The sequence below is a fragment of the Burkholderia sp. BCC0405 genome, assembly GCF_902833075.1.
Classification (GTDB): Bacteria; Pseudomonadota; Gammaproteobacteria; order Burkholderiales; family Burkholderiaceae; genus Burkholderia.
The window spans coordinates 169,219-190,264 of record NZ_CADFEO010000004.1 but is presented as its reverse complement, the minus strand read 5'-3'; the positions used below and the strand labels follow the sequence as shown (position 1 = coordinate 190,264).

The window sequence follows — 21,046 nt, the reverse complement described above, 5'->3', positions numbered from 1 at the left end:
ACGCGCATCGTGCGACTTCCGCGCCCCGCCCCGCCACGCCTGCGTTTCAGCCCGATGTGCACGCATCGGCGCCCCGATCCCGCGCGGCGGGCCTATGATCGACATGATCGCCGCCTGATAGCCCGGATCACCGCCCCGCGATGTTCCCGTCGCCCTGCGGTGCTATCTTCATGACCGGATGGCGATCTACGTGCGCGAGGCCAGGCGGTCTCACTCCCCCTGCGTAACGCGCGCCCGATCCGCAATGTCGACTGGATTCATCATGACAACGCAAACCATCCGCATCCGCCACCCTCGTCGCGTCCGCACATCCGGCGGTGCCGTCCACGAACGCCGTCGGCGCGCCGCCGCCGCACCGCATCGGCCGCGCGGCCGGCCCGCGCCGCTCCCTTTCGCCATCGTTGCCGCCACGCTCGCCAGCCCGCGCCGCGTGTCCTGCCGCATCGCCCCGAACGGAGCGTGCTGATGGAAGCCTGGCTCGGCGATCTGCAGCAACTGCTCGCGCATGGCGAAGCGGCCGTGCTCGTGACGGTCGCGCACACCGACGGCTCCGCACCGCGCGAAGCCGGCACCAAGATGCTCGTCACGCGCGACACGGCCCGCCATACGATCGGCGGCGGTCATCTGGAATGGAAGGCGATCGAGATCGCGCGGCATCTGCTGAAGGATGGCGCGCACGTGCCGCACGCGCGCCGGCTCGAGCGGCTCGCACTCGGCCCGAGCCTCGGCCAGTGCTGCGGCGGCGCGGTGGTGCTCGCGTTCGAGCGGCTCGATGTGGGCGATCTCGGCTGGATCATGTCGCTCGCGAAGCGTGTCGCGGCCGGCGCCGCGACCGTGCGTAGCGTATCATTCGGCCCCTCGCCGGGCGCGCCGCTGTTGAGCGAGCCCGAATCGGAAGCCGCGCGTGCCAACTGCCTGCTGTGGGAAACCGGCGGCGTGTCGCTGATGACCGAGACGATCGCGCCGTATGCGTTCCCCGTCGTCCTGTTCGGCGCCGGGCACATCGGCACCGCGCTCGTGAAGGTACTGGCGACGCTGCCGTGCCACGTGCGCTGGATCGACGGGCCCGATGCGGCGTTCCCGCCGGCCGACGCGCTCGCCGGCATCAGCAACCTCGCGATCGAAGCGGCCGCTGCCCCGGCCGACGCGGTCGACGCAGCACCGCCGCAGTCCTACTTCATCGTGATGACGCACGACCACGCACTCGATTTCGTGCTGGCCGAGCGCATCCTGCGGCGCGGCGACTATGCGTACTTCGGGATGACCGGCTCGCGCGCGAAACGCGCGCAGTTCGATCATCGCCTCGCTGCCATCGGCATCGACCCGGCCCAGGTCGCCCGGATGCGCTGCCCGATCGGTGTCGAAGGCATCATCGACAAGGCGCCCGAAGTGATCGCGATCTCGGTGGCGGCGCAATTGCTGCAGGCCGTCGAGGCGAACGCGTCCGCGCAGGCTTCCCCTACCTATTGACCGACCAAGAACGACGCCATGACCCCGACATTCAAGGACAAGATTGCCCGCGCACCGAAAGCGGAGCTGCACATCCATATCGAAGGCTCGCTCGAGCCCGAACTGATTTTTGCGCTCGCGCAGCGCAACGGCGTGAAGCTCGCGTACGACTCGATCGACGCGCTGCGCGCCGCGTACGCGTTCACCGACCTGCAGTCGTTCCTCGACATCTATTACGCAGGCGCGAGCGTGCTGCTGACCGAGCAGGATTTCTACGACATGACGGCCGCGTACTGCGAACGCGCGCTCGCCGACAACGTCGTCCACACCGAGCTGTTCTTCGATCCGCAGACGCACACCGAGCGTGGCGTGCCGATCAAGACGGTGGTCGCGGGCATCGAGCGCGCACTCGCCGATGCCGAACAACGCGGGCTGTCGAGCAAGCTGATTCTGTGCTTCCTGCGCCACCTGTCCGAAGAGGACGCGCTCGCGACGTTCGAATCCGCGCTGCCGCTGTTCGAGCGCTATCGCCATCGCCTGATCGGCGTGGGCCTCGATTCGTCCGAGCTCGGCCATCCGCCGACGAAGTTCGCACGCGTATTCGAGAAAGCGCGCGCGCTCGGGCTGAAACTCGTCGCACACGCGGGCGAGGAAGGCCCGCCCGCGTACATCTACGAAGCGCTCGACGTGCTGAAGGTCGACCGGATCGACCACGGCGTGCGCAGCATCGAGGACGCGGCACTCGTCGAGCGCCTCGCCAGGACGCGCACGGCGCTCACCGTGTGCCCGCTGTCGAACCTGAAGCTTTGCGTGTTCGACGACATGGCGAAGCACACGCTGAAGGCGCTGCTCGATCGCGGCGTCGCGGTGACGATCAACTCCGACGATCCGGCCTATTTCGGTGGCTACGTCAACGAAAACTACTTCGCGACGGCCGAAGGGCTGCAACTCACGGATGCCGAAGTCCATGCGGTGATCCGCAACGGCTTCGAGGCCTCGTTCATTGAACCGGCGCAGCGCGACGCGCTGTTCGCGCGCCTCGACGCGTACTGGCAGGCCGCGTGACGGCCGGCATCGAGGAACGCTAGACAGATGAAAGACGGCAACGGCATCCGCTTCGCGACCACCGGCCCGGCCGTGCGCCGGGACGATCGCGTGCGTGCCCGGGCGGCGACGGCGCCGTTCGCCGTCGCACGCGCGTGCCTGCCGTTGCGATTTGCCGTTGCGCTCGCTACCACACCGGTCGCGAGCACAACGGCTGCGAGGCCCGCCGGCAACCACTCGCTGGCGGCTTCGGCCGCCACGTTCGCCCGCGCTTGCGCATCCGGTCGTGCCGCACGCAGCGTGCCACGCCCGCTCGCCATGCGCCGCGTTGCCCTCGTGCGACGTCGCTCGTTTTCTTCTGTTCGCCTTACCTTGATGCAGGACCATTCGTCATGACGCAAACCGCTTTTCGTTCCCAGCTGCTGACCTTCAACGGCGACCCGGCGCAATCGAGCCAGGCCGCGAACTACGAGACCGACGGCCTCCTGGTCGTCGACGACGGCAAGGTCGTCGCGGCCGGCCCGTACGCGCAGCTCGCGGCGACGTTCGCGCGCGACGCGATCGTCCATGACCTGCGCGACAAGCTGATCGTCCCCGGCTTCATCGACACGCACATCCACTATCCGCAGACGGACATGATCGCGTCGCCGGCGCCGGGCCTGCTGCCGTGGCTGGACAAGTACACGTTCCCGACCGAGCGCCAGTTCGGCGATCCCGAGCATGCGCGCGAAGTCGCCGACTTCTTCGTCGACGAACTGCTCGCCTGCGGCACGACGAGCGCGCTCGTCTACTGCACGGTGCACAAGCAGTCGGCCGATGCGCTGTTCGCGGCCAGCGACGCGCGCGACCTGCGGATGATCGCGGGCAAGGTGCTGATGGACCGCAACTGCCCCGAATTCCTGCGCGATACCGCGCAATCGGGTTATGACGACAGCGCCGAGCTGATCGGCCGCTGGCACGGCAAGGGTCGACAGATGTACGCGCTCACGCCGCGCTTCGCGCCGACGTCGACCGAGGCGCAGCTCGAGGCGTGCAGCGAACTCGCGCGCCGCCATCCGGACGTGTTCGTGCAGAGCCATGTCGCGGAGAACGTCGACGAGGTGAAATGGGTGGCCGAGCTGTTCCCCGGCCATCGCAGCTATCTCGACATCTACGACCGCTACGGGCTGCTGCGCCCGCGCGCGGTGTACGGCCACTGCATCCACCTCGACGACGAGGACCGCCGCCGGATGGCCGAGACGCGCACCGTCGTCGCACACTGCCCGACATCGAATTTCTTCCTCGGCAGCGGGCTGTTCGATTTCGACAAGGCCGGTGAATACGACGTGCCCGTCACGCTCGCGACCGACGTCGGCGGCGGCACGTCGTTCTCGATGCTGCAGACGATGAACGAAGCGCACAAGGTCGCGCGGCTGTCGGGCCACCACCTGACCGCGACGCGGATGTTCTGGCTCGCGACGGCCGGCGCCGCGCAGGCGCTCGACCTCACCGAGACGGTAGGCACGCTCGCACCGCGCACCGAAGCCGACTTCGTCGTGCTCGATCCGCAGGCCACGCCGCTGCTCGCGCGCCGCACGAAGCGTGCGGATTCGCTCGAGGAGCTGCTGTTCGCATTCGCGCTGCTCGGTGACGACCGCGCGGTATACCGCACCTATGCGGCCGGCAACCTCGTCCACGAACGCGGCGCGGCACGCCGCCCTGCCGCGTAACGGCCTGCCGGTGGTTCGCCAGGCCCGCGCGGGCATCCGCCGCCGCGCGGGCCGGGGCGGGGCGGGCCGGACCGCCGAAAATTGCCGTAAGCCGACCCCGTCCCGACGCCCAGCGCAGCGCCCGCCAACCGCTTTCCCGCGCGTAACGCGCCATGCTAGAATTCGCCCCTCATTGGGGAGTAGCCGCTCCGCTCGATGTCCCGCGCCCCCGGCGCGCATCGTGACGGAGGCGTCCGTCAACAGACTTGGCCGTACGGCCATGGCGGGCGCAGCCACCTAGGCCTGGCGAGACCGATGGTTCACAGTGCGCCGCATCAGGGCCCGGCGCGCCGTGGATCGTCGCTCGCACGCACAACATCGGCCCGTGGAACCCCATACGTGTCCCAAGCCTTCCTGATCTCCACCGGCGCCGTCGCGCTCGCTGAAATCGGCGACAAGACCCAACTGCTTTCCCTCGTGCTGGCCGCGCGCTATCGCAAGCCGATCCCCATCATTCTTGGCGTGCTCGTCGCGACGCTCGTGAACCACGGTTTCGCCGGCGCGCTCGGCGAATGGCTCGGCGCGCTCGTCACCCCGTCGATCATGCGCTGGGCGCTCGCGTTCTCGTTCATCGCGATGGGGTTGTGGATCCTCGTGCCGGACAAGCTCGATGCCGACGAAGCCAATGCCAACCGTTCGCGACTCGGCGTGTTCGGTGCGACCCTCGTCGCATTCTTCCTCGCGGAAATGGGCGACAAGACGCAGATCGCGACCGTCGCGCTGGCCGCGCGCTTCCAGGACTACATCGGTGTCGTGGCCGGCACGACGTTCGGGATGATGCTCGCGAACGTGCCCGCGATCCTGCTGGGCGACCGCTTCGCGCACCGGCTGCCGACGAAGCTCGTCCACGGGATCGCGGCCGTGCTGTTCGTCGTGCTCGGCGCGCTGGCGCTGCTGGGCATCGGGGCCTGACGGGGAGGAAGATGGCAGGCGCGGCCGGTCGGCCGCGCCGAGACTGAAGCCGCGTTACTTCGCGGCGGCTGCGCCCGAGGCAGGCGCCACCGGCACCGCGCGCTCGTTGGCGGCCGGCGCCGCCGGGCCGCCGCGCTTGTCGACCGGCAGCCGGACCGAACGGACCGCGCCGTTCGACAGCGGGAAATCGGCGAGCGCGCTGCGCGCGAGGAACGGCATCGCGTACAGCAGCGTGCCGTTGTCGCCGGTCGTACGCGCGGACACGTTATACACCTCCTTGCCCGTCGCGCGCTCGGTGATGCGGATCCCGAGCGTGTAGTCGAACACCTGGTACGTCTGCGCGACGTAGCCGGCCGGCATCGGCCCCCAGGGCCCCCACGGGCCCCACGGCCCGCGCCGCCAGTACGGCCCGGGCGCAAACCACGGATCGTAATAGACCGGCTGCGGCACCGTCACGAGATCGCTGCCGACCGCATAGGTCAGCCCGACGAGGTACCGCGCCTGCGCCTGCGGCACCTGCCGGAACGCATACGTGGACAGTTCGTTCGCGACGATCGGCTCGTAGGTCGACTGCTCGATGCTGTTCTTCTGCGCATCGGTGCGCGTGAATGCATAGGTGCGTGTCGCGTCGCTGCCGCTCCAGTCGGAGAAGGCCGTGACCTGGGTCGTCACGTAGCTGGTGCAGCCGGTCAGCAGCGCCACGCACAGCACCGCCCCCCAGCCCGCACCGCGTTGAATCCATTGGCGTTTCATGTTGATCCTCTTCGATCCGTCACCCGTTCGTCGCACCGCGCGAACCGTAACGGGATGCCGATAATACGCGGACTCCCGGAACAGGTAAAAAGTTCGCCCGGCACGCGGCCGCCAGCCTTTGTACAATGGCCCGGTTCGCCCGGCCCGTGCCACGGGCCCGTCCCCCACTCCACCGATCTCGACGACCATGTCCGACAACGCCTCTTCCACCGTGATCCGCCGCGCCGACTACACGCCGCCGGCCTTCCTCATCGATTCCGTCGCGCTCGAATTCGATCTCGCGCCGGCCCGTACGATCGTCAGGAATACGATGCGCGTGCGCCGCAATCCGGACGCCGCGCCCGCGCCGCACCTGGAGCTGATGGGCGAAGCGCTTGAATTCCTCGGCGCACACGTGGACGGCGCGCCGCATGGCGCCGTGCGCGCGCACGAACACGGGCTGACCGTCGAGAACGTCCCCGAATCTTTCGAGCTGACGCTCGAAAGCGCATGCGCGCCCGACCAGAATACGACGCTGTCCGGCCTCTATGTGTCGAGCGGCAACTTCTTCACGCAGTGCGAAGCCGAAGGTTTCCGCCGCATCACCTACTTCCTCGACCGCCCGGACGTGATGGCGTCGTACACGGTCACGCTGCGCGCCGACAAGGCCGCGTACCCGGTGCTGCTGTCGAACGGCAACCTCGTCGATTCGGGCGACCTGCCCGACGGCCGCCACTTCGCGAAGTGGGAAGACCCGTTCCGCAAGCCGAGCTACCTGTTCGCGCTGGTCGCGGGCAAGCTCGTCGCGATCGAGGAGAAAATCACGACCGGCTCGGGCAAGGAAAAGCTGCTGCAGGTGTGGGTCGAACCGGCCGACCTCGACAAGACACGTCATGCGATGGACTCGCTGATCCACTCGATCCGCTGGGACGAGAAGCGCTTCGGCCTCGAGCTCGATCTCGACCGCTTCATGATCGTCGCGGTCGGCGACTTCAACATGGGCGCGATGGAGAACAAGGGGCTCAACATCTTCAACACGAAGTACGTGCTGGCGAACCCCGAGACCGCGACCGACACCGACTTCGCGAACATCGAATCGGTGGTCGGCCACGAGTACTTCCACAACTGGACCGGCAACCGCGTGACCTGCCGCGACTGGTTCCAGCTGAGCCTGAAGGAAGGCCTGACGGTGTTCCGCGACCAGGAATTCTCGGCCGACATGGCCGCGGGCGACGACATCGAATCGGCGGCCCGCGCGGTCAAGCGCATCGAGGACGTGCGCGTGCTGCGCCAGTTGCAGTTCGCCGAGGACGCGGGCCCGATGGCCCACCCGGTGCGCCCGGAGAGCTACGTCGAGATCAACAACTTCTATACGATGACCGTCTACGAGAAAGGCTCGGAAGTCGTGCGGATGTACCAGACGCTGTTCGGCCGCGACGGCTTCCGCAAGGGGATGGACCTGTACTTCAAGCGCCACGACGGCCATGCAGTGACCTGCGACGACTTCCGTCACGCGATGGCCGACGCGAACGGGCGCGATCTCGCGCAGTTCGAGCGCTGGTACAGCCAGGCCGGCACGCCGCGCGTGTCGGTGCGCACCGCGTACGACGCGGCCGCGCGCCGCTATACGGTCACGCTCGCGCAGGGTTACGGCGAAGGATCGCCCGCCGCGCGCGAAACGCAGCAAGGGCCGCTCTTGATTCCGTTCGCGATCGGCCTGATCGGTCGCGACGGCCGCGACCTGCCGCTGCGTCTCGACGGCGAAGCCGCCGCTGCAGGCACGACGCGCGTGCTCGACTTCACCGACACCGAGCAGACCTTCACGTTCGTCGACGTACCGGAACAACCGCTGCCGTCACTGCTGCGCAATTTCTCGTCGCCGGTGATCGTCGAGTACGACTACAGCGACGATGACCTCGCCTTCCTGCTCGCGCACGACAGCGATCCGTTCAACCGCTGGGAGGCCGGCCAGCGCCTCGCGACGCGCGCGCTGCTGACGCTCGCCGCGCGTGCGGCCGCGAACGAGCCGCTCACGCTCGGCGAGAACTTCGTCGCCGCATTCCGCCGCGTGCTGACCGACGCGACGCTGTCGCCGGCGTTCCGCGAACTCGCGCTGACGCTGCCGTCGGAAACCTACCTCGCCGACCAGATGGCGGAAGCCGATCCGGCTGCCGTGCATCGAGCGCGCCAGTTCGTGCGCCGCCAGCTCGCCACCGCGCTGCGCGCCGACTGGCTCGCCGCAATCGAGCAGCACCAGACGCCCGGCGCCTACGAACCGACGCCGGAAGCCTCCGGCCGCCGTGCGCTGAAGAACCTCGCGCTCGCGTATCTCGCCGAACTCGAGGATCCGGCCGATGCCGTGCGCCTCGCGACTGCGCAATACGATGCGGCGAACAACATGACCGATCGCGCGGCGGCGCTCGGCGCGCTGCTGTCCGCCGCGGCCGCCGGCGCGAACGAACCGGCCGAGCACGCGCTCGACGATTTCTATCGCCGCTTCGAGAAGGAAGCGCTCGTGATCGACAAGTGGTTCGCGATGCAGGCCGCGCAACGCGGTACGCCCGCGCAGCCGACGCTCGCGAAGGTCCGCAAGCTGCTCGCGCACCCTGCGTTCAACCTGAAGAATCCGAACCGCGCACGCTCGCTGATCTTCAGCTTCTGCGCGGCCAACCCCGCGCAATTCCACGCGGCGAACGGCTCGGGTTACGCGTTCTGGGCCGAACAGGTGCTCGCGCTCGACGCGATCAACCCGCAGGTCGCGGCGCGCCTCGCCCGCTCGCTCGAACTGTGGCGCCGCTTCACGCCGGCGCTGCGCGACCGGATGCGCGAAGCGCTCGAGCAGGTTGCCGCCGGTGCGAAATCGCGCGACGTGCGCGAGATCGTCGAGAAGGCGCTCGCGTAACGCCCTCGCCCGCATCGCGCCTGCGCGATACAGCCGGTGCCGCCCGTCGCGGCACCGGCTTTTTTTACGTGTGACTACTGCCGGACCCGTTCGCAATCGCGGGGTCTGACCGCGCCGCCTGCCGCCGCGACAACGCGCGTCCCGCCTGTCTCCCCCTCCGGAAACCGGGCCGGGCCGGCCGCCCGGCCGTGTAACCGGACGAAAAAACCCGGCGGTACGGGAGGCGCGACGGGTAAAATTGCGGCCATTCAAGGATTCTTTTGCCTTCTGGAGTCTGTCATGTCCATTGCCCGCCGCACCACGCTGTCGAAGTTCCTGATCGAACAGCAGCGTGAGACCAACAACCTTCCCGCCGACCTGCGCCTGCTGATCGAAGTCGTCGCACGCGCGTGCAAGGCGATCAGCTACAACGTGTCGAAGGGCGCGCTCGGCGAAGCGCTCGGCACCGCCGGCAGCGAGAACGTCCAGGGCGAAGTGCAGAAGAAGCTCGACATCCTGTCGAACGAGATCCTGCTCGACGCGAACGAATGGGGCGGCAACCTCGCCGCGATGGCATCGGAAGAAATGGAAACGTTCTTCCCGATCCCCGCGAATTACCCGCGCGGCGAATACCTGCTCGTGTTCGATCCGCTCGACGGCTCGTCGAACATCGACGTGAACGTGTCGATCGGCACGATCTTCTCGGTGCTGCGCTGCCCGGACGGCAAGCAGGCAACCGAGGAATCGTTCCTGCAGCCCGGCACGCAGCAGGTCGCGGCCGGCTACGCCGTGTACGGCCCGCAAACGGTGTTCGTGCTGACGACCGGCAACGGCGTGAACTGCTTCACGCTCGACCGCGAAGTCGGCTCGTGGGTGCTCACGCAGAGCAACATGCAGATTCCGGCCGACACGCGTGAATACGCGATCAACGCATCGAACGCGCGCCACTGGTACGACCCGGTCAAGCGCTACGTCGACGAACTGAACGCCGGCAAGGACGGCCCGCGCGGCGACAACTTCAACATGCGCTGGATCGCATCGATGGTTGCCGACGTGCACCGGATCCTGAACCGCGGCGGCATCTTCATGTACCCGGCCGACAAGCGCACGCCCGATCGTCCGGGCAAGCTGCGCCTGATGTACGAAGCGAACCCGATGTCGTTCATCGTCGAACAGGCAGGCGGTGCCGCGACGACCGGCACGCAGCGCATCATGGAAGTGCAGCCGACGGGCCTGCATCAGCGCGTCCCGGTGTTCCTCGGTTCGAAGAACGAAGTCGCGCGCGTGACGGGTTACCATCAGGAAAAGCAATAAATTTGCACTGCAGCACTAGACAGGGTCGCGCAACGTACGTACAATCGCGCCTCTCGATGTGGCCCCAACGGGTTACATTGCAGTGAAACGAAGCGGGAAGTTTGCCGAGTCGATGAGTTTCGCGAAACAGCAGCAGCAAGCTGAAAAAAATTCGCAAAACCTATTGCCAAGGTTTCAAATTTCACCTTATAATTTCGTTTCTCTGATGCCGGTGTAGCTCAGTTGGTAGAGCAGCGCATTCGTAATGCGAAGGTCGTAGGTTCGACTCCTATCTCCGGCACCAAGTATTTCAAGGGCTTAGCCGCAAGGCTAGGCCCTTTTTACTTTCAGCTTGTCAACGAAGTGTCAACGCGACGACTTCACTCGCGCCCCCCTCCCCCTCGCCGAACGAATCGTCGACCACTTGGCGTGACTCGACTGTCGACCGCAACCCGCCAACACCACTTCAAGCTGATCTGACTCGATTTCAAGCGCAGGCTAGACCCAACGAAAGCGGACCTGAACTCGCCACCCTCAAACTAAAAGTGCCGCAACGCGGCACTCGTCTGGCCTTACTTTTAGATCGTTGCTGCCGGCAGCAGCAGCGTCTTCACGAATGTAAGCGCCTGCTGATCCCGTTGCGCGAAGTACTTCGGCGCATGCTGCGTAAGCCAAATTTCGTTGAAATGACGCTTGAAGTCCTCGTACAGCTCAATCGGATACAACCTCGCCGGAACCACGCGCCCATCCGGATACTCGTGGTTGTACGACGGGAAAGTGTTCGGTTCAATGCCTCGAACCTCGCGAAGCCACTTGCAAAAAATTCTTCCCTCCGAGATATCCGGAACCATCTCTTGCGGCATCGTGTAACCAGCCTGCTCAAGCGGAGCAATCAGGTTAAGCGTCAACTCATTCAGCATCGAGAAATGAGTGTACGGGACCTTCGCGCGATTTTGCATATATCGCTCGATATGCACGGGCATTACCGCTTTCGCGCGCCCCTGCTGCCACTCGACGACCCACTGAGAAACCTTTACCGCGAACTTCGGAGACAGCCACTGCGCCAGATTGATGGCGAGATACGGGTGAACCCACGTACCTTGAAGGCTCGGATTACCTCCACTGATGACGTGGATCAACTGGTTCTCCGGCATCCCCGTCTGCGCCGTAAGCTCCGCGATGAATTCACCGGTCGTCTTCAATGCTTTGTAGTCTGAATAACGCTTACCAACCGACTGGCAAAGCGCAGTAGCACTGATATAACCATCCCCGATCCGCTGAGGAATAATGCTCCCTTCCTCAACACGCGGAATCAACGCGATCTGCTGCATATTTTATCCTTATCATAAGAGCGGCCGACTTCTATGGCACCACATTACGGCCAAATACAGCATAACACCGCTATAGACGGCCATGCCTTGAAAGCAGCACCCACTTCAGCTTCCAGTATCTAACAACCCCCGTCCTCCTTCTCCCCGCGTCCGCTCCGCTTGCGGGCATCACCCGACTCCCGCGCCACACCACGCCGATCACAATCGACGAACCGATCAGCCCTCTCCGAACATCATGCGCACCTGGCGTCTCGAGCGACCGAACTCACCGGGCAACTGGACGTATCGCGTGCGGCGCGCCTCGTCGCCGTGATCGGCGACAGCGAGTTGAACGCATTCGCAGCCGAAGTGCTGAAGCTGTTCGACGACGCGCCGTCGGTCGCGCAATGCACGATCTTCGCGTACGAGTCCGCACGCATCAACCGATCCTCAGGAGACCGCATGATGACGGATACCGAACGCGACACGCTCTACACCGACCTCTGCCGCACGATGACGCGAATCGATGAAGCCGATGCATCGCTCTCTCTCGCCCGCTTCGCCCTGCTGTCGATCGAGGCGATCGGCGATGCCACGACCGTCGCGCGGCTGATCGCAGACGCAAGCGACGGATTGCCCGACGCGGGCATGCAGTCATCGACGCGCGAACGATGACGCTCACGGTCGACAGCCTTCGCCGGCGGCCATTCTTACAGATCCATTTCGTCACGCATTGCCCGTGCGCGAGCGTCACCCTACGCAGACGAATTCCCTGGAAAATCCCGTTAAGGGTGCATAACATTACTTAACGATTCCGACCCGTCTATCGCGGTACATTGCGTGGGCGGCACGGCGGGTCGCGATGCCGCATTCATTCAGCTTGCGGCGACACAGCCGACGTCCGGTCATTCGATACAACTCAAGGAGAGGACAACCATGGCTCATGGCTTGATTATGTGGCTCATCATCGGCGCGATCGCCGGCTGGCTTGCCGGCTTGCTCGTCAAGGGCGGCGGCTTCGGGCTGATCGTCGACATCATCGTCGGGATCGTTGGCGCGGTGATTGGCGGCTGGCTCGCCGGGCTGCTCGGCATCAGCATCGGCAGCGGCTTCATCGGTTCGGTGATCGTCGCGGTCGTCGGCGCGGTGATCCTGCTGTTCGTGATCCGGCTATTCAAGCGAGCGGCCTGACACTTCTCTCCACGCGCCTTCGGGCGCGTTTTCGCATCAGGGCGGCGCGCGGCCCGTTCGCCGCGCGCCGTCGGCCCGTTCAGCGCTCCGCGCGCCGCAACCAGTTCTCGAGCACGTCTGCCGTCAGCAATCCGCTGCGCGCTTCGCGTGCGCCATCGCACCCGATCCACACGGTGCGTGGCATTTCCCCTCTCCATCCCGCATCGAGCGCCGCGCGCAGACGCTCGGGCATCGGCTCCGCGTTCGCGTACTGCGCGACCTGCGGCGGCAATTTCATCTGCGCGAGCGCATGCGAGATGGCCGCGCCGTTGTCGTCGTACGCGTCCGTCGCGACCATCGCGAGTTGTACGTCCGGATGACGACGCTGCCACGCAACCGGATGCGCGGCGTTCTCGCGACAGTATCCGCAATCGAGCGACCAGATCCCGACCGCCAGCGGCCGCTCGTGCGCGGCCGCATACAGGCGCGCGACGTCGGCCGCCCGCAGCGGCCACAGTTCGCCGCCGGCCTACGCGGACACGCTCGCGAGCACGATGCCCGGCAACGCGAACCACAGCGCGCCGCCTGCCGCGAGCGATCTCACAGCGACCATTTCAGTTCTCCATAGAAAGTACGACCCGGATACGGATGGAACACGTAGTAGCGTCGATCCGTCAGGTTGTCGATGCCGAGCGACGCGGTCCAGTGACGGTCGAAACGGTAGCGCGCCTTCAAGTCGACGACCGTGAACGAACTCGTGCCCCCGTAGACATCCGGGTTCACGTCGCTGTTGTCGAGCGTGTTGAACTGGCGGCCCGAGTAGCGCACGCCAACGCTCGCAAGCCAGTGTTCGTCGAAGCGATACGACGCGAGCAGGTTCGCACGCATGCGCGGAATTCGCGGAAAGCGCGAGCCGACATACGCGGGATTCGCGGCATCGGCAAGGATCTGTGCGTTGCTCGCCGACACGTTCGCGTCGAGATTGAGCCCGCGCAGCCCGACGTTCTCGCCGCTGAACGCGAGTTCGACGCCGCGCACACGCACACGATCGACGTTCGAGATATTGGTCACCGTCGTCGCGCCCGAGACCGTCGTCTGGCTGTAGATCGAATCGCGCAGGTCGCTCTGGAACACGCTGGCACGCACGACGCCGACACCCACGTCGCGTTCGGCCGTGAAGTCCCAGTCGATCGCCTTTTCCGGCCGCAGGTTCGGGTTGTTGTTGACGATCGCGTTGTTCGAGATCGTGCCCTGGAACAGTTCGCCGACCGTCGGGAAACGCGTGCCGGTCGCGAACGACAGCCGGAAGCGCCAGACGTCGGTCGCATCCCATTGCAGCGCGACTTTCGGCGACAGCGCGTTCGCGCTCCGGTCCGCGTAGCCGAGCGTGCCCGTTGCATTGCCGAGCGCGCCCCCGTACGCATCCCAGCGCTCGTAGCGCAGCCCCAGCGTCGCGAGCCAGCCCGGCGCGAAGCGCCACGCGTCCTGTCCGAACAGCGCCTGCGTGCGCGTGTCGCCACGATAGACGCTCGACAGCGACGTGGTCGGCCCGGCCAGCCAGTCGGCCGTGTTGTACGTGATGTTGCGCAGGAAGTAGTTGTCGTAGTGATAGCCGAACGTGAACGTATGGCCCTTCACTTCCGGCGCCTCGGCCTTCAGGTCAAGCGCGCGCCAGCCGGTGCCGTCGCCCTGGAACAGCGTGCCTGCGCCGCCCTGCACGGTCGACGCCGAGCGCTGCACGTCGCGCGACACGTCGTACGCGGACACGACGCCCGACAGGCGCCAGCCGGAATCGAGCCGGCCGTTCAGGCCGAGCGCGTACAGCCAGTTCTCCTGGTCGCCACGCTGCGGCGCGAATGCGTTCGGCGCGACGGTCATGTTCTGGCCGCCGATCGACACATTGCCGCCGTAGACCGGATTGCCGGCCGCATCGCGCAAAAAGGTTTCGCCGTGCTGCCGGTAATGGTTCTCCCAATGCCCGAGCGTGAGCGTCGCATCGACGTGGTCGGTAAACGCATAGCCCATCCGGACCGTCTCGTTGAGCTGCTCGGTCCGCTCGATCGTCTGCGCGCCGACGATGGTCCGCGGCTGGCCGTTGGGCCCGATGTCGGTCGCGGCGCCCGTCACGGGCACGGCAACGCCGAGCTTCGGGTTGTATGCCGAATTGGGGCTCGCATACTGCATCGGCTGACTGTTGTTCTCGAGCCGGTCGAGCGACAGCGCGAACCAGAACCGGCCAACGCGGTTCGCGATCCGCGCGGTCTGGTGATTGCCGCCGAAGCTGTCCGCGAATCCGTAGCCGTCGTGGTAGCGCTGCGTGAAGAACTGCGTCGATAGCGACGCCTCGAGCTTTTCCGGGCGACGCGTCGTGAGCAGCACGGTCGAGCCGATCGAGTTGCCCGGATACAGTGCGGAAAAGGGGCCATAGAGCACGTCGACGCGCGCGATATCGTCAGGCGGAATCAGCGACCAGCGCGGCGGGTACGCGTAGCTCGAGCCGAGCAGGTTCGACAGCAGCACGCCGTCGGCATAGACGAGTCCGCGCGCGCTCTGCAGTTCGTTGTAGTCGCGGCCCGCGAACACGCTGTTGCGGTCGCCGATATAGCGCTTGCGGACCATCAGGTTCGGCGCGTACTTCAGCGCGTCCTCGGTGGTGACGTTGGTGTGCGACTCGATCTGCTCGCGCGTGATCGACGTGACGACGGCCGGCGTATCCGGATCGACCGGCTGCCGCTGCGCGGTCACGCTGACGGCGGTCAGCGTATCGCCGGCCGCCCGCGCCGGCGGCACGGGTGCGACAGCCGAAGCGGGAGCGGCGGCATCGGTAGCGCCGCGCGCATCGTCGGTTGAGGCCGCATGAGCGGCAGACCACGCGAATGCGGCCGCGCATGCGAGCGCGAGCCGGCCGCGCGACGGCCGCGCGGCGAAGGGAGAGGACATGAGGGAATTCCTGAAAACGTGATCGGACGCCGCCGGACACGAGCGCGCACCGCGCACGGACGGCGCGGCACGCGGCCCGGCCGCGGACGGCACGCGCGCCACCGGGGCGCGCGGACGACATCAATCAGATCGGGGCGTTTTCAGGCGGGGCGCGAGGCTGCGCGAAACGGATGCCCTTGCAGGGAAATGCGGGAATGGCCGGCACGGCCGCACGATAGGCGAACGTCCGCACGAAGCCCGGCAGCGCGGGCAGGCTCGCCCCGAGCGCCACGTTCGCCGCGAAGCCGGGACAGTACACGCAGTGCGGCACGCCGGCATGGTCGAACGACGACGCATCGTGATCGCCGCCCGCCTGCGCGAGCACGACCTGGCGGGCACCCGCTGCACTGCACAACTCGAGCGTGAGCTCGCCGGCGCCGCTCGATGCAAGACGCGCATAGCCGATGACGGGCGACAGTACGTTCAGTACCAGCGCCAGCCATATGAGGCCGATCCATCGCGTCGTTCGTTTCATTACGGTCCAGAAAAAGTGCGCGAAAGTATAACAAGCGGACCGATTGTTGCCGATCCTGCACGATGCAATAGTCGGCATCGCAGCGCGCGTCAGAGCGCATGTGCCGTTAATACAACAGAGACAAAATCTAACGATTCGCCACTGGCATAAATCCAATCGCGAGGTTGATAATTATCGAACCTGCTGGAGATATGACCATGGACGAAAGACCAACCCGCATGCCACCGCCGGAGCAAGTGATGAGCCCGGATCCGGAACCCGTCGGCGTGGAATTCCTCGCCGAATTGCCTGACCACGTGCGGGCATTCTTCGACGAGCAGCACAAGCTGTACGCGCCGAAGTGAACGCCTGTTCGGTTCTGTAACCGCTACGTGTCGATCATCGCTATCGTGCGATTCGTCACTGCGCATCACGCGCAATTCGCCTCGCACCCGGGCCGCAACAGCCTGACGGTGCCGGATCAGCTCGCCTGCTGATTCTCCGGTCGCTGCGCTACGCCGCGCGGCTGTCTTCGTCTATCCTTCTGGTTTTCCACCGTCAGCCCGCTCCGGGTCCCCCGATCGTTCCGATGAAGCAAGCCATTCGTGCCAGCCTCGCTGTCGCCGCGCTCGGCGTCGCCCTCATTTCGTCCCCGCGCGTCGCCAATGCGGATGGTGACGACACCGCCCTCACCAACATCGTCGCGCTCGCGTCGCAGCGCCTCGCGCTCGCCGAACCGGTCGCTCGATGGAAATGGGCAAATCACAAGGCAATCGAGGACCGGCCGCGCGAGGCGGAACTGCTCGTATCGGTCGAGAGGCGCGCGGCACAGGCCGGCGTCGATCCCGCGTTCGCACGAACGTTCTTCGAGGATCAGATCGCCGCGAGCAAGGACGTGCAGAACGCGCTGTTCGCGACCTGGCGCGCGACGCGGCCGCCAGAAGGCACGCCGCCCGATCTCGCGACCAGCACGCGCCCGGCGCTCGACCGGCTGACGCAGAAAATGCTCGCGGAGCTCGCGCAGGTTGCACCGCTGCGCGATGCGCCTGATTGCCAGGCGCGGCTCGCGCGCAGTATCGCCAACTGGAAGACGCTCACGCGCTACGACTCCACGCAGACGCAGGCACTCGACACTGCGCTGTCACACGTCTGCACGGCCGGCGGCGCGAGCGCGATCAGCTGACGACAGCGGGCGCGGGTCGCGCGACCGCGCCTGATTAGCCCACCTGCCCCGCAGGCGTGAGCGCGGCGAGCGGAATCAGTTGCAGGCCGCGCGCGAGATGCGTCTGCAGCAGGCGGTGGGTGAAGGGTTCGAACGTACCGTCCGTCCCGTCGGCTGCGAGCTGCGCGGCCGCGTCGAGCGATTCCGCCGCGCCAAGATAGCGCCAGCCGTCGATCACATGAAACAGGCGGCGCTCGCTGCTCGCCTCGAACGCGACGGCACCTTCGAACGGCCAGGGCGCAACGCCGGCACGAGCGTCGGCCGCAGGGCGCCGGTTGTACGACGGCCGTAGCCTGGCGATCCATTGCGCTTCGGCGAGCATCGCCCCCAGTTCGTTGCCGGTCTCGCGCCATTCGACACGCCGCACCTGCTGCGCAAGCCGCATTTCCTTCGACGAACGGCGCTCGCCGGTCAGCAACGCACGCAGCCGTTGCCGCACACGCACGCTGCGGCCAACATACAGCGGCAGGTCCTCCTCCCCGAACAGTGCGTACGCGCCGCACCCGGCCGGCGCGGTATCGAGCCAGGCTTCGGTCAGGTCGCCGCCCAGGCGGAAGTGGCGCGTCGTGCGTGCGATCTGGTCGCGCAGCCGCTCGAGCGGCACGATGTCGTGCAACAGGCGCCAGAACTGCCACAGCAGGTCGGCATCCGCCAGCGCCCGGTGGCGCGCAGCCGGCACGAGGCCGTGACGTTCGATCAACGCGTCGAGCCCGTGCCGCGATTCACGCGGGAACAGCGCTCGCGACAGCCGCACCGTACACAGCACATCGGGATTGAACGCGAAGCCGGCGCGCTCGAATTCGGCCCGCAGGAAGCCGCGATCAAAGCTCGCGTTGTGCGCGACGAACAGCTTGCCGTCGAGCCGCTCGAACAACGCCGGCGCCAGCGACGCAAATGACGGCGCGTCGCGCACCATCTCGTCCGAAATACCCGTCAGTTGCTGGATGAACGGCGGAATCGGCTGCCCCGGATTGACGAGCGTCGTCCACGTCGACACGCCGAACGGGCCGATTTCGACCACGCCGACTTCGGTGATGCGGTGTTCGGCGGGCGAGCCGCCAGTGGTTTCAAGGTCGACGAAAACGAGCGGCTGTTCGCTGGCGGGATCGGACGGACGGGGAGAATCAGACATGAAAAGACGGGGAAACGATGCTTCCGTGAGTATGCACCGGCATCCCCATTCGCGGCCAGCCCGAACCGGAGTGTTCCGTCCCCGGAAAACAAAAAGCCCCCGCAATGCGGGGGCCGGACGTGATCGGCAATGCGCGGCGCGTCAGACCGCCTGGATATTCGCTGCCTGCTTGCCTTTCGGCCCGACTTTCACGTCGAACGAAACACGCTGGTTTTCCTTCAGCGTCTTGAAGCCGTCCATCTTGATTTCGGAAAAGTGTGCAAACAAATCTTCACCACCATTGTCCGACGTAATAAAGCCGAAACCTTTAGCATCGTTAAACCATTTCACGATACCGGTATCCATGTCTTCGTTCCCCACTCGATTAGATCAAAAAAGCTATTTTTATAGCCGTTTCCCGAAATCCCGAAACATTGCGCCAGCACCTGCACCAGCACGCCGCCCGAGGACGGTGTGCTGACTTTATAAATTGGACAATCCGGGTGCGTCAAGGAAATTTTTGACGATCGTTTTATCAAAAAAGCGCTAATGCCATTGGAATCGGTACACCGTCGCTTTCTATTAATTGATTCGCATCAAAAACCTGTCAATATTACCGGGATCATAGTTCCGATATTTTCAACCATGAAATTCCTACCGAGGACAAATCTGATCGGTAAAATCCTCGGGTTTTTTCCGGGTTGCGGAAATCCCGGGACCTTGCGATGCTCACTTAACGCCGGAAGGAAGGAGAAGGTCATGTGGCTGGACGGAATCAAGCGCTTCGCGAGCCGGCTCGGACGCGTACGCCGCAAGTCCCGCGCCCTGGTCGAGCCCGCGTCCTCGCGCGAAGCGCCATGCGACACTGAATTCGATACGACCTGGCACGGCGATCACTGGCAGAACCTGCTCTCATCGCCGCTCGATGCCCGTCACTACGTGATGGAAGACTGGACATACACGCCGCCCCCCAACGACGCCAGGGAGGCCGCGCCTGCGGCCAAGCGCAAGCGGCGCTCGTTCGCGCAATAGCGCGCGGACAGACGGGGCAAAAAAAAAGCGCGACTGGGAAGTCGCGCCGACAAAGGTTTGGAGATCTTTTCCGTCAACGAAAAAGTCTGCTTCGGAAAGCAGAGATCGCAGTATAGCGAGAGAACAACCTTTCATTAGCCATGCTCCACACAAACCTCTATTGCCGATGTGTCAATAATCGGACTACGACCATCCCCGTCTGCTACTGACTGCCTGTCGCGATCGCGCAACGCCCATTGCGCACTCCTGATTGCCCTTTTCCTTCGCTGCACTGCCGCAAACCCTTGATGGACAATCGTTTGCGCTGCCTTATCGATCTTTGCGGATTACAAAATATATTATTGCTTAAAGCGCATCCTTCCCCCACTCCAAGCACTCCGTACACTGCAGGTGGCTTTTTGATAAGCGCAGCGCCGCTCTGCCGGACCGGCCGCAACGTCAAGCAAAACATGCCAGTCCGCAGCAGGTTCGATCGACATCATCCTGTTTGGAGACAGATCCATGAAAAAAACCCTGATCGTCACCGCGTTGTCGGGGGTATTCGCTACGGCAGCTCATGCCCAAAGCAGCGTGACGCTCTATGGCCTGATCGACGCAGGCATCACCTACACGAACAATCAGGGCGGCCATAGCGCCTGGCAGGAAACAAGCGGTTCGGTCAACGGCAGCCGCTGGGGCTTGCGCGGCACCGAAGATCTCGGCGGCGGCCTGAAAGCAATCTTCACGCTGGAAAATGGTTTCGGCATCAATAACGGCGCGCTGAAACAGAGCGGCCGGGAATTCGGCCGGCAAGCATTTGTCGGCCTCGCCAACGACAGCTACGGTTCGCTGACGCTGGGCCGGCAGTACGACAGCGTCGTCGACTATCTCGGGCCGCTATCGCTGACCGGTACCCAGTACGGCGGCACGCAGTTCGCCCACCCGTTCGACAACGACAACCTGAACAACTCGTTCCGGATCAACAACTCGGTCAAGTATCAGAGCGCGAACTACGGCGGCCTCAAGTTCGGTGCGTTGTACGGGTTCTCGAACTCGACCGCTTTCGCGAACAACCGCGCCTATAGCGGCGGCGTGTCGTACAGCTACCTGGGCTTCAACTTCGCCGCGGCCTATTTGCAGCTGAACAGCGACGTGAATGCGCTCGCGCAGGCGGTGTCCGATCCGGGCGCAGTGACCGGCGAATGGACCTTCGCATCGCGCGTGCAGCGCACCTGGGGCGCCGGCCTGAATTACGGGTTCGGCCCGGCCACAGTCGGCTTCGTGTTCACGCAAACGCGCCTGACCGGCATCCGGGCAATCAGCGCGGGGCAGTCCGGCGTGTCCGGCGGCATCACGGGCCTCGGCGGAACCGCGCGCTTCAGCAACTACGAACTCAACGGACGCTACGCGCTGACACCGGCGCTGTCGCTCGCCGGCTCCTACACATATACGCAGGGCCGCCTGGCCGGCGACAAGCCGACCTGGCACCAGTTCAACCTGCAAGCCGACTATGCACTGTCGAAGCGCACCGATGTCTACCTGCAGGGCGAGTTCCAGAAGGTCAACAACGACGGCCTCGACCTCGGCGCCAATATCAACGGGCTGGGCGCCGCGTCATCGACCAACAAGCAGATCGCGGTCACGGCCGGCTTGCGCCACCGCTTCTAAGCGGTCGGCACATCAGCCGCACGCCGAATGACGAAGCGCCCCACCGGGGCGCTTTTTCTTTA

General features: G+C 65.4%; 20 protein-coding genes, 1 tRNA gene, 1 pseudogene and 1 riboswitch. Of the genes and pseudogenes, 15 read left to right on the top strand and 7 right to left on the bottom strand.

All coding sequences use genetic code 11. The features are described from left to right. Window positions 1-465: 465 nt before the first annotated feature. From xdhC to HWX36_RS08170, 5 genes are all read left to right on the top strand, one after another. Complete coding sequence (gene xdhC, locus HWX36_RS08190; protein WP_175951643.1) at window positions 466-1,470, top strand: xanthine dehydrogenase accessory protein XdhC; 1,005 nt, start codon at window positions 466-468, stop codon at window positions 1,468-1,470. A gap of 18 nt (window positions 1,471-1,488) precedes the next feature. Next, window positions 1,489-2,514 (top strand): adenosine deaminase, encoded by a 1,026-nt coding sequence (locus HWX36_RS08185; protein WP_175951642.1) that lies wholly within the window; start codon window positions 1,489-1,491, stop codon window positions 2,512-2,514. Window positions 2,515-2,541: 27 nt separating this feature from the next. Next, window positions 2,542-2,889, top strand: a complete 348-nt coding sequence (locus tag HWX36_RS08180) for a hypothetical protein (RefSeq protein WP_175951641.1) — start codon at window positions 2,542-2,544, stop codon at window positions 2,887-2,889. Further along, on the top strand, window positions 2,886-4,202 hold the full coding sequence (gene guaD, locus HWX36_RS08175; RefSeq protein WP_175951640.1) for a guanine deaminase: 1,317 nt from the start codon (window positions 2,886-2,888) through the stop codon (window positions 4,200-4,202). The genes HWX36_RS08180 and guaD overlap by 4 nt, the downstream gene beginning before the upstream one ends. 162 nt (window positions 4,203-4,364) lie before the next feature. Beyond that, window positions 4,365-4,502, top strand: a riboswitch (yybP-ykoY riboswitch). Window positions 4,503-4,580: 78 nt separating this feature from the next. Next, window positions 4,581-5,153, top strand: a complete 573-nt coding sequence (locus tag HWX36_RS08170) for a TMEM165/GDT1 family protein (RefSeq protein ID WP_175951639.1) — start codon at window positions 4,581-4,583, stop codon at window positions 5,151-5,153. A 54-nt stretch (window positions 5,154-5,207) separates the two neighbouring features. On the opposite strand, the gene HWX36_RS08165 is transcribed toward HWX36_RS08170, so the two are convergent. After that, the gene (locus HWX36_RS08165; protein WP_175951638.1) at window positions 5,208-5,906 is read right to left on the bottom strand and encodes a DUF4136 domain-containing protein; all 699 of its coding nucleotides are present in this window, start codon (window positions 5,904-5,906) and stop codon (window positions 5,208-5,210) included. 187 nt (window positions 5,907-6,093) lie between these two features. Between HWX36_RS08165 and pepN the strand changes: the two genes are divergently transcribed. From pepN to HWX36_RS08150, 3 genes are all read left to right on the top strand, one after another. After that, window positions 6,094-8,787, top strand: coding sequence for an aminopeptidase N (pepN, locus tag HWX36_RS08160; RefSeq protein WP_175951637.1), 2,694 nt, complete (start codon window positions 6,094-6,096; stop codon window positions 8,785-8,787). A gap of 279 nt (window positions 8,788-9,066) precedes the next feature. After that, the gene (locus tag HWX36_RS08155) at window positions 9,067-10,080 is read left to right on the top strand and encodes a class 1 fructose-bisphosphatase (protein ID WP_175951636.1); all 1,014 of its coding nucleotides are present in this window, start codon (window positions 9,067-9,069) and stop codon (window positions 10,078-10,080) included. 207 nt (window positions 10,081-10,287) lie between these two features. Next, window positions 10,288-10,363: transfer RNA gene (locus tag HWX36_RS08150), tRNA-Thr, on the top strand. A 274-nt stretch (window positions 10,364-10,637) separates the two neighbouring features. On the opposite strand, the gene HWX36_RS08145 is transcribed toward HWX36_RS08150, so the two are convergent. Then, on the bottom strand, window positions 10,638-11,390 hold the full coding sequence (locus tag HWX36_RS08145; protein WP_175951635.1) for a KilA-N domain-containing protein: 753 nt from the start codon (window positions 11,388-11,390) through the stop codon (window positions 10,638-10,640). A gap of 235 nt (window positions 11,391-11,625) precedes the next feature. On the opposite strand from HWX36_RS08145, the pseudogene HWX36_RS37735 reads away from it, so the two are divergent. The 3 genes and pseudogenes from HWX36_RS37735 to HWX36_RS08130 all read left to right on the top strand — a co-directional run. Beyond that, window positions 11,626-11,798 (top strand): annotated as a pseudogene (locus HWX36_RS37735) (LuxR family transcriptional regulator); the annotation flags it as partial. Between the two features lie 33 nt (window positions 11,799-11,831). After that, complete coding sequence (locus tag HWX36_RS08135) at window positions 11,832-12,044, top strand: hypothetical protein (RefSeq protein ID WP_175951828.1); 213 nt, start codon at window positions 11,832-11,834, stop codon at window positions 12,042-12,044. A gap of 261 nt (window positions 12,045-12,305) precedes the next feature. Continuing rightward, window positions 12,306-12,560 (top strand): GlsB/YeaQ/YmgE family stress response membrane protein, encoded by a 255-nt coding sequence (locus HWX36_RS08130; RefSeq protein ID WP_114176412.1) that lies wholly within the window; start codon window positions 12,306-12,308, stop codon window positions 12,558-12,560. A gap of 79 nt (window positions 12,561-12,639) precedes the next feature. Here HWX36_RS08130 and HWX36_RS08125 read toward each other — a convergent pair whose 3' ends face one another. The 3 genes from HWX36_RS08125 to HWX36_RS08115 form a co-directional block, all read right to left on the bottom strand. Beyond that, window positions 12,640-13,056 (bottom strand): TlpA family protein disulfide reductase, encoded by a 417-nt coding sequence (locus tag HWX36_RS08125; RefSeq protein WP_244136345.1) that lies wholly within the window; start codon window positions 13,054-13,056, stop codon window positions 12,640-12,642. An 83-nt stretch (window positions 13,057-13,139) separates the two neighbouring features. Then, the gene (locus tag HWX36_RS08120) at window positions 13,140-15,479 is read right to left on the bottom strand and encodes a TonB-dependent receptor (protein WP_175951634.1); all 2,340 of its coding nucleotides are present in this window, start codon (window positions 15,477-15,479) and stop codon (window positions 13,140-13,142) included. Between the two features lie 124 nt (window positions 15,480-15,603). Beyond that, window positions 15,604-15,993 carry a DUF2946 domain-containing protein gene (locus HWX36_RS08115; RefSeq protein ID WP_175951633.1) on the bottom strand — a complete coding sequence of 130 codons (390 nt, stop codon included), beginning with the start codon at window positions 15,991-15,993 and terminating at the stop codon, window positions 15,604-15,606. Between the two features lie 197 nt (window positions 15,994-16,190). Between HWX36_RS08115 and HWX36_RS08110 the strand changes: the two genes are divergently transcribed. Beyond that, window positions 16,191-16,337 carry a hypothetical protein gene (locus HWX36_RS08110; protein WP_175606914.1) on the top strand — a complete coding sequence of 49 codons (147 nt, stop codon included), beginning with the start codon at window positions 16,191-16,193 and terminating at the stop codon, window positions 16,335-16,337. A 224-nt stretch (window positions 16,338-16,561) separates the two neighbouring features. Further along, window positions 16,562-17,155 carry a chorismate mutase gene (locus tag HWX36_RS08105; protein WP_175951632.1) on the top strand — a complete coding sequence of 198 codons (594 nt, stop codon included), beginning with the start codon at window positions 16,562-16,564 and terminating at the stop codon, window positions 17,153-17,155. A 34-nt stretch (window positions 17,156-17,189) separates the two neighbouring features. On the opposite strand, the gene HWX36_RS08100 is transcribed toward HWX36_RS08105, so the two are convergent. Beyond that, entirely contained in the window at window positions 17,190-18,326 is a 1,137-nt protein-coding gene (locus tag HWX36_RS08100) for an exonuclease domain-containing protein (RefSeq protein WP_175951631.1), read from the bottom strand. A gap of 141 nt (window positions 18,327-18,467) precedes the next feature. After that, window positions 18,468-18,671 (bottom strand): cold-shock protein, encoded by a 204-nt coding sequence (locus tag HWX36_RS08095; RefSeq protein WP_011351289.1) that lies wholly within the window; start codon window positions 18,669-18,671, stop codon window positions 18,468-18,470. Between the two features lie 393 nt (window positions 18,672-19,064). On the opposite strand from HWX36_RS08095, the gene HWX36_RS08090 reads away from it, so the two are divergent. Continuing rightward, window positions 19,065-19,337, top strand: a complete 273-nt coding sequence (locus HWX36_RS08090) for a hypothetical protein (protein WP_175951630.1) — start codon at window positions 19,065-19,067, stop codon at window positions 19,335-19,337. A 501-nt stretch (window positions 19,338-19,838) separates the two neighbouring features. Next, entirely contained in the window at window positions 19,839-20,984 is a 1,146-nt protein-coding gene (locus tag HWX36_RS08085; protein ID WP_175951629.1) for a porin, read from the top strand. The last annotated feature ends 62 nt before the right edge of the window (window positions 20,985-21,046 follow it).

Bases quoted from the DNA above. Each gene is read 5' to 3' on its own strand.
- HWX36_RS08110 (WP_175606914.1), top strand. From the start codon at position 16,191: ATGGACGAAAGACCAACCCGCATGCCACCGCCGGAGCAAGTGATGAGC.
- HWX36_RS08095 (WP_011351289.1), bottom strand. From the start codon at position 18,671: ATGGATACCGGTATCGTGAAATGGTTTAACGATGCTAAAGGTTTCGGC.
- HWX36_RS08185 (WP_175951642.1), top strand. From the start codon at position 1,489: ATGACCCCGACATTCAAGGACAAGATTGCCCGCGCACCGAAAGCGGAG.
- HWX36_RS08155 (WP_175951636.1), top strand. From the start codon at position 9,067: ATGTCCATTGCCCGCCGCACCACGCTGTCGAAGTTCCTGATCGAACAG.
- HWX36_RS08120 (WP_175951634.1), bottom strand. From the start codon at position 15,479: ATGTCCTCTCCCTTCGCCGCGCGGCCGTCGCGCGGCCGGCTCGCGCTC.
- xdhC (WP_175951643.1), top strand. From the start codon at position 466: ATGGAAGCCTGGCTCGGCGATCTGCAGCAACTGCTCGCGCATGGCGAA.
- HWX36_RS08090 (WP_175951630.1), top strand. From the start codon at position 19,065: ATGTGGCTGGACGGAATCAAGCGCTTCGCGAGCCGGCTCGGACGCGTA.
- HWX36_RS08105 (WP_175951632.1), top strand. From the start codon at position 16,562: ATGAAGCAAGCCATTCGTGCCAGCCTCGCTGTCGCCGCGCTCGGCGTC.
- HWX36_RS08115 (WP_175951633.1), bottom strand. From the start codon at position 15,993: ATGAAACGAACGACGCGATGGATCGGCCTCATATGGCTGGCGCTGGTA.
- HWX36_RS08165 (WP_175951638.1), bottom strand. From the start codon at position 5,906: ATGAAACGCCAATGGATTCAACGCGGTGCGGGCTGGGGGGCGGTGCTG.
- HWX36_RS08085 (WP_175951629.1), top strand. From the start codon at position 19,839: ATGAAAAAAACCCTGATCGTCACCGCGTTGTCGGGGGTATTCGCTACG.
- HWX36_RS08180 (WP_175951641.1), top strand. From the start codon at position 2,542: ATGAAAGACGGCAACGGCATCCGCTTCGCGACCACCGGCCCGGCCGTG.
- pepN (WP_175951637.1), top strand. From the start codon at position 6,094: ATGTCCGACAACGCCTCTTCCACCGTGATCCGCCGCGCCGACTACACG.
- HWX36_RS08100 (WP_175951631.1), bottom strand. From the start codon at position 18,326: ATGTCTGATTCTCCCCGTCCGTCCGATCCCGCCAGCGAACAGCCGCTC.
- HWX36_RS08130 (WP_114176412.1), top strand. From the start codon at position 12,306: ATGGCTCATGGCTTGATTATGTGGCTCATCATCGGCGCGATCGCCGGC.
- HWX36_RS08135 (WP_175951828.1), top strand. From the start codon at position 11,832: ATGATGACGGATACCGAACGCGACACGCTCTACACCGACCTCTGCCGC.
- HWX36_RS08145 (WP_175951635.1), bottom strand. From the start codon at position 11,390: ATGCAGCAGATCGCGTTGATTCCGCGTGTTGAGGAAGGGAGCATTATT.
- guaD (WP_175951640.1), top strand. From the start codon at position 2,886: ATGACGCAAACCGCTTTTCGTTCCCAGCTGCTGACCTTCAACGGCGAC.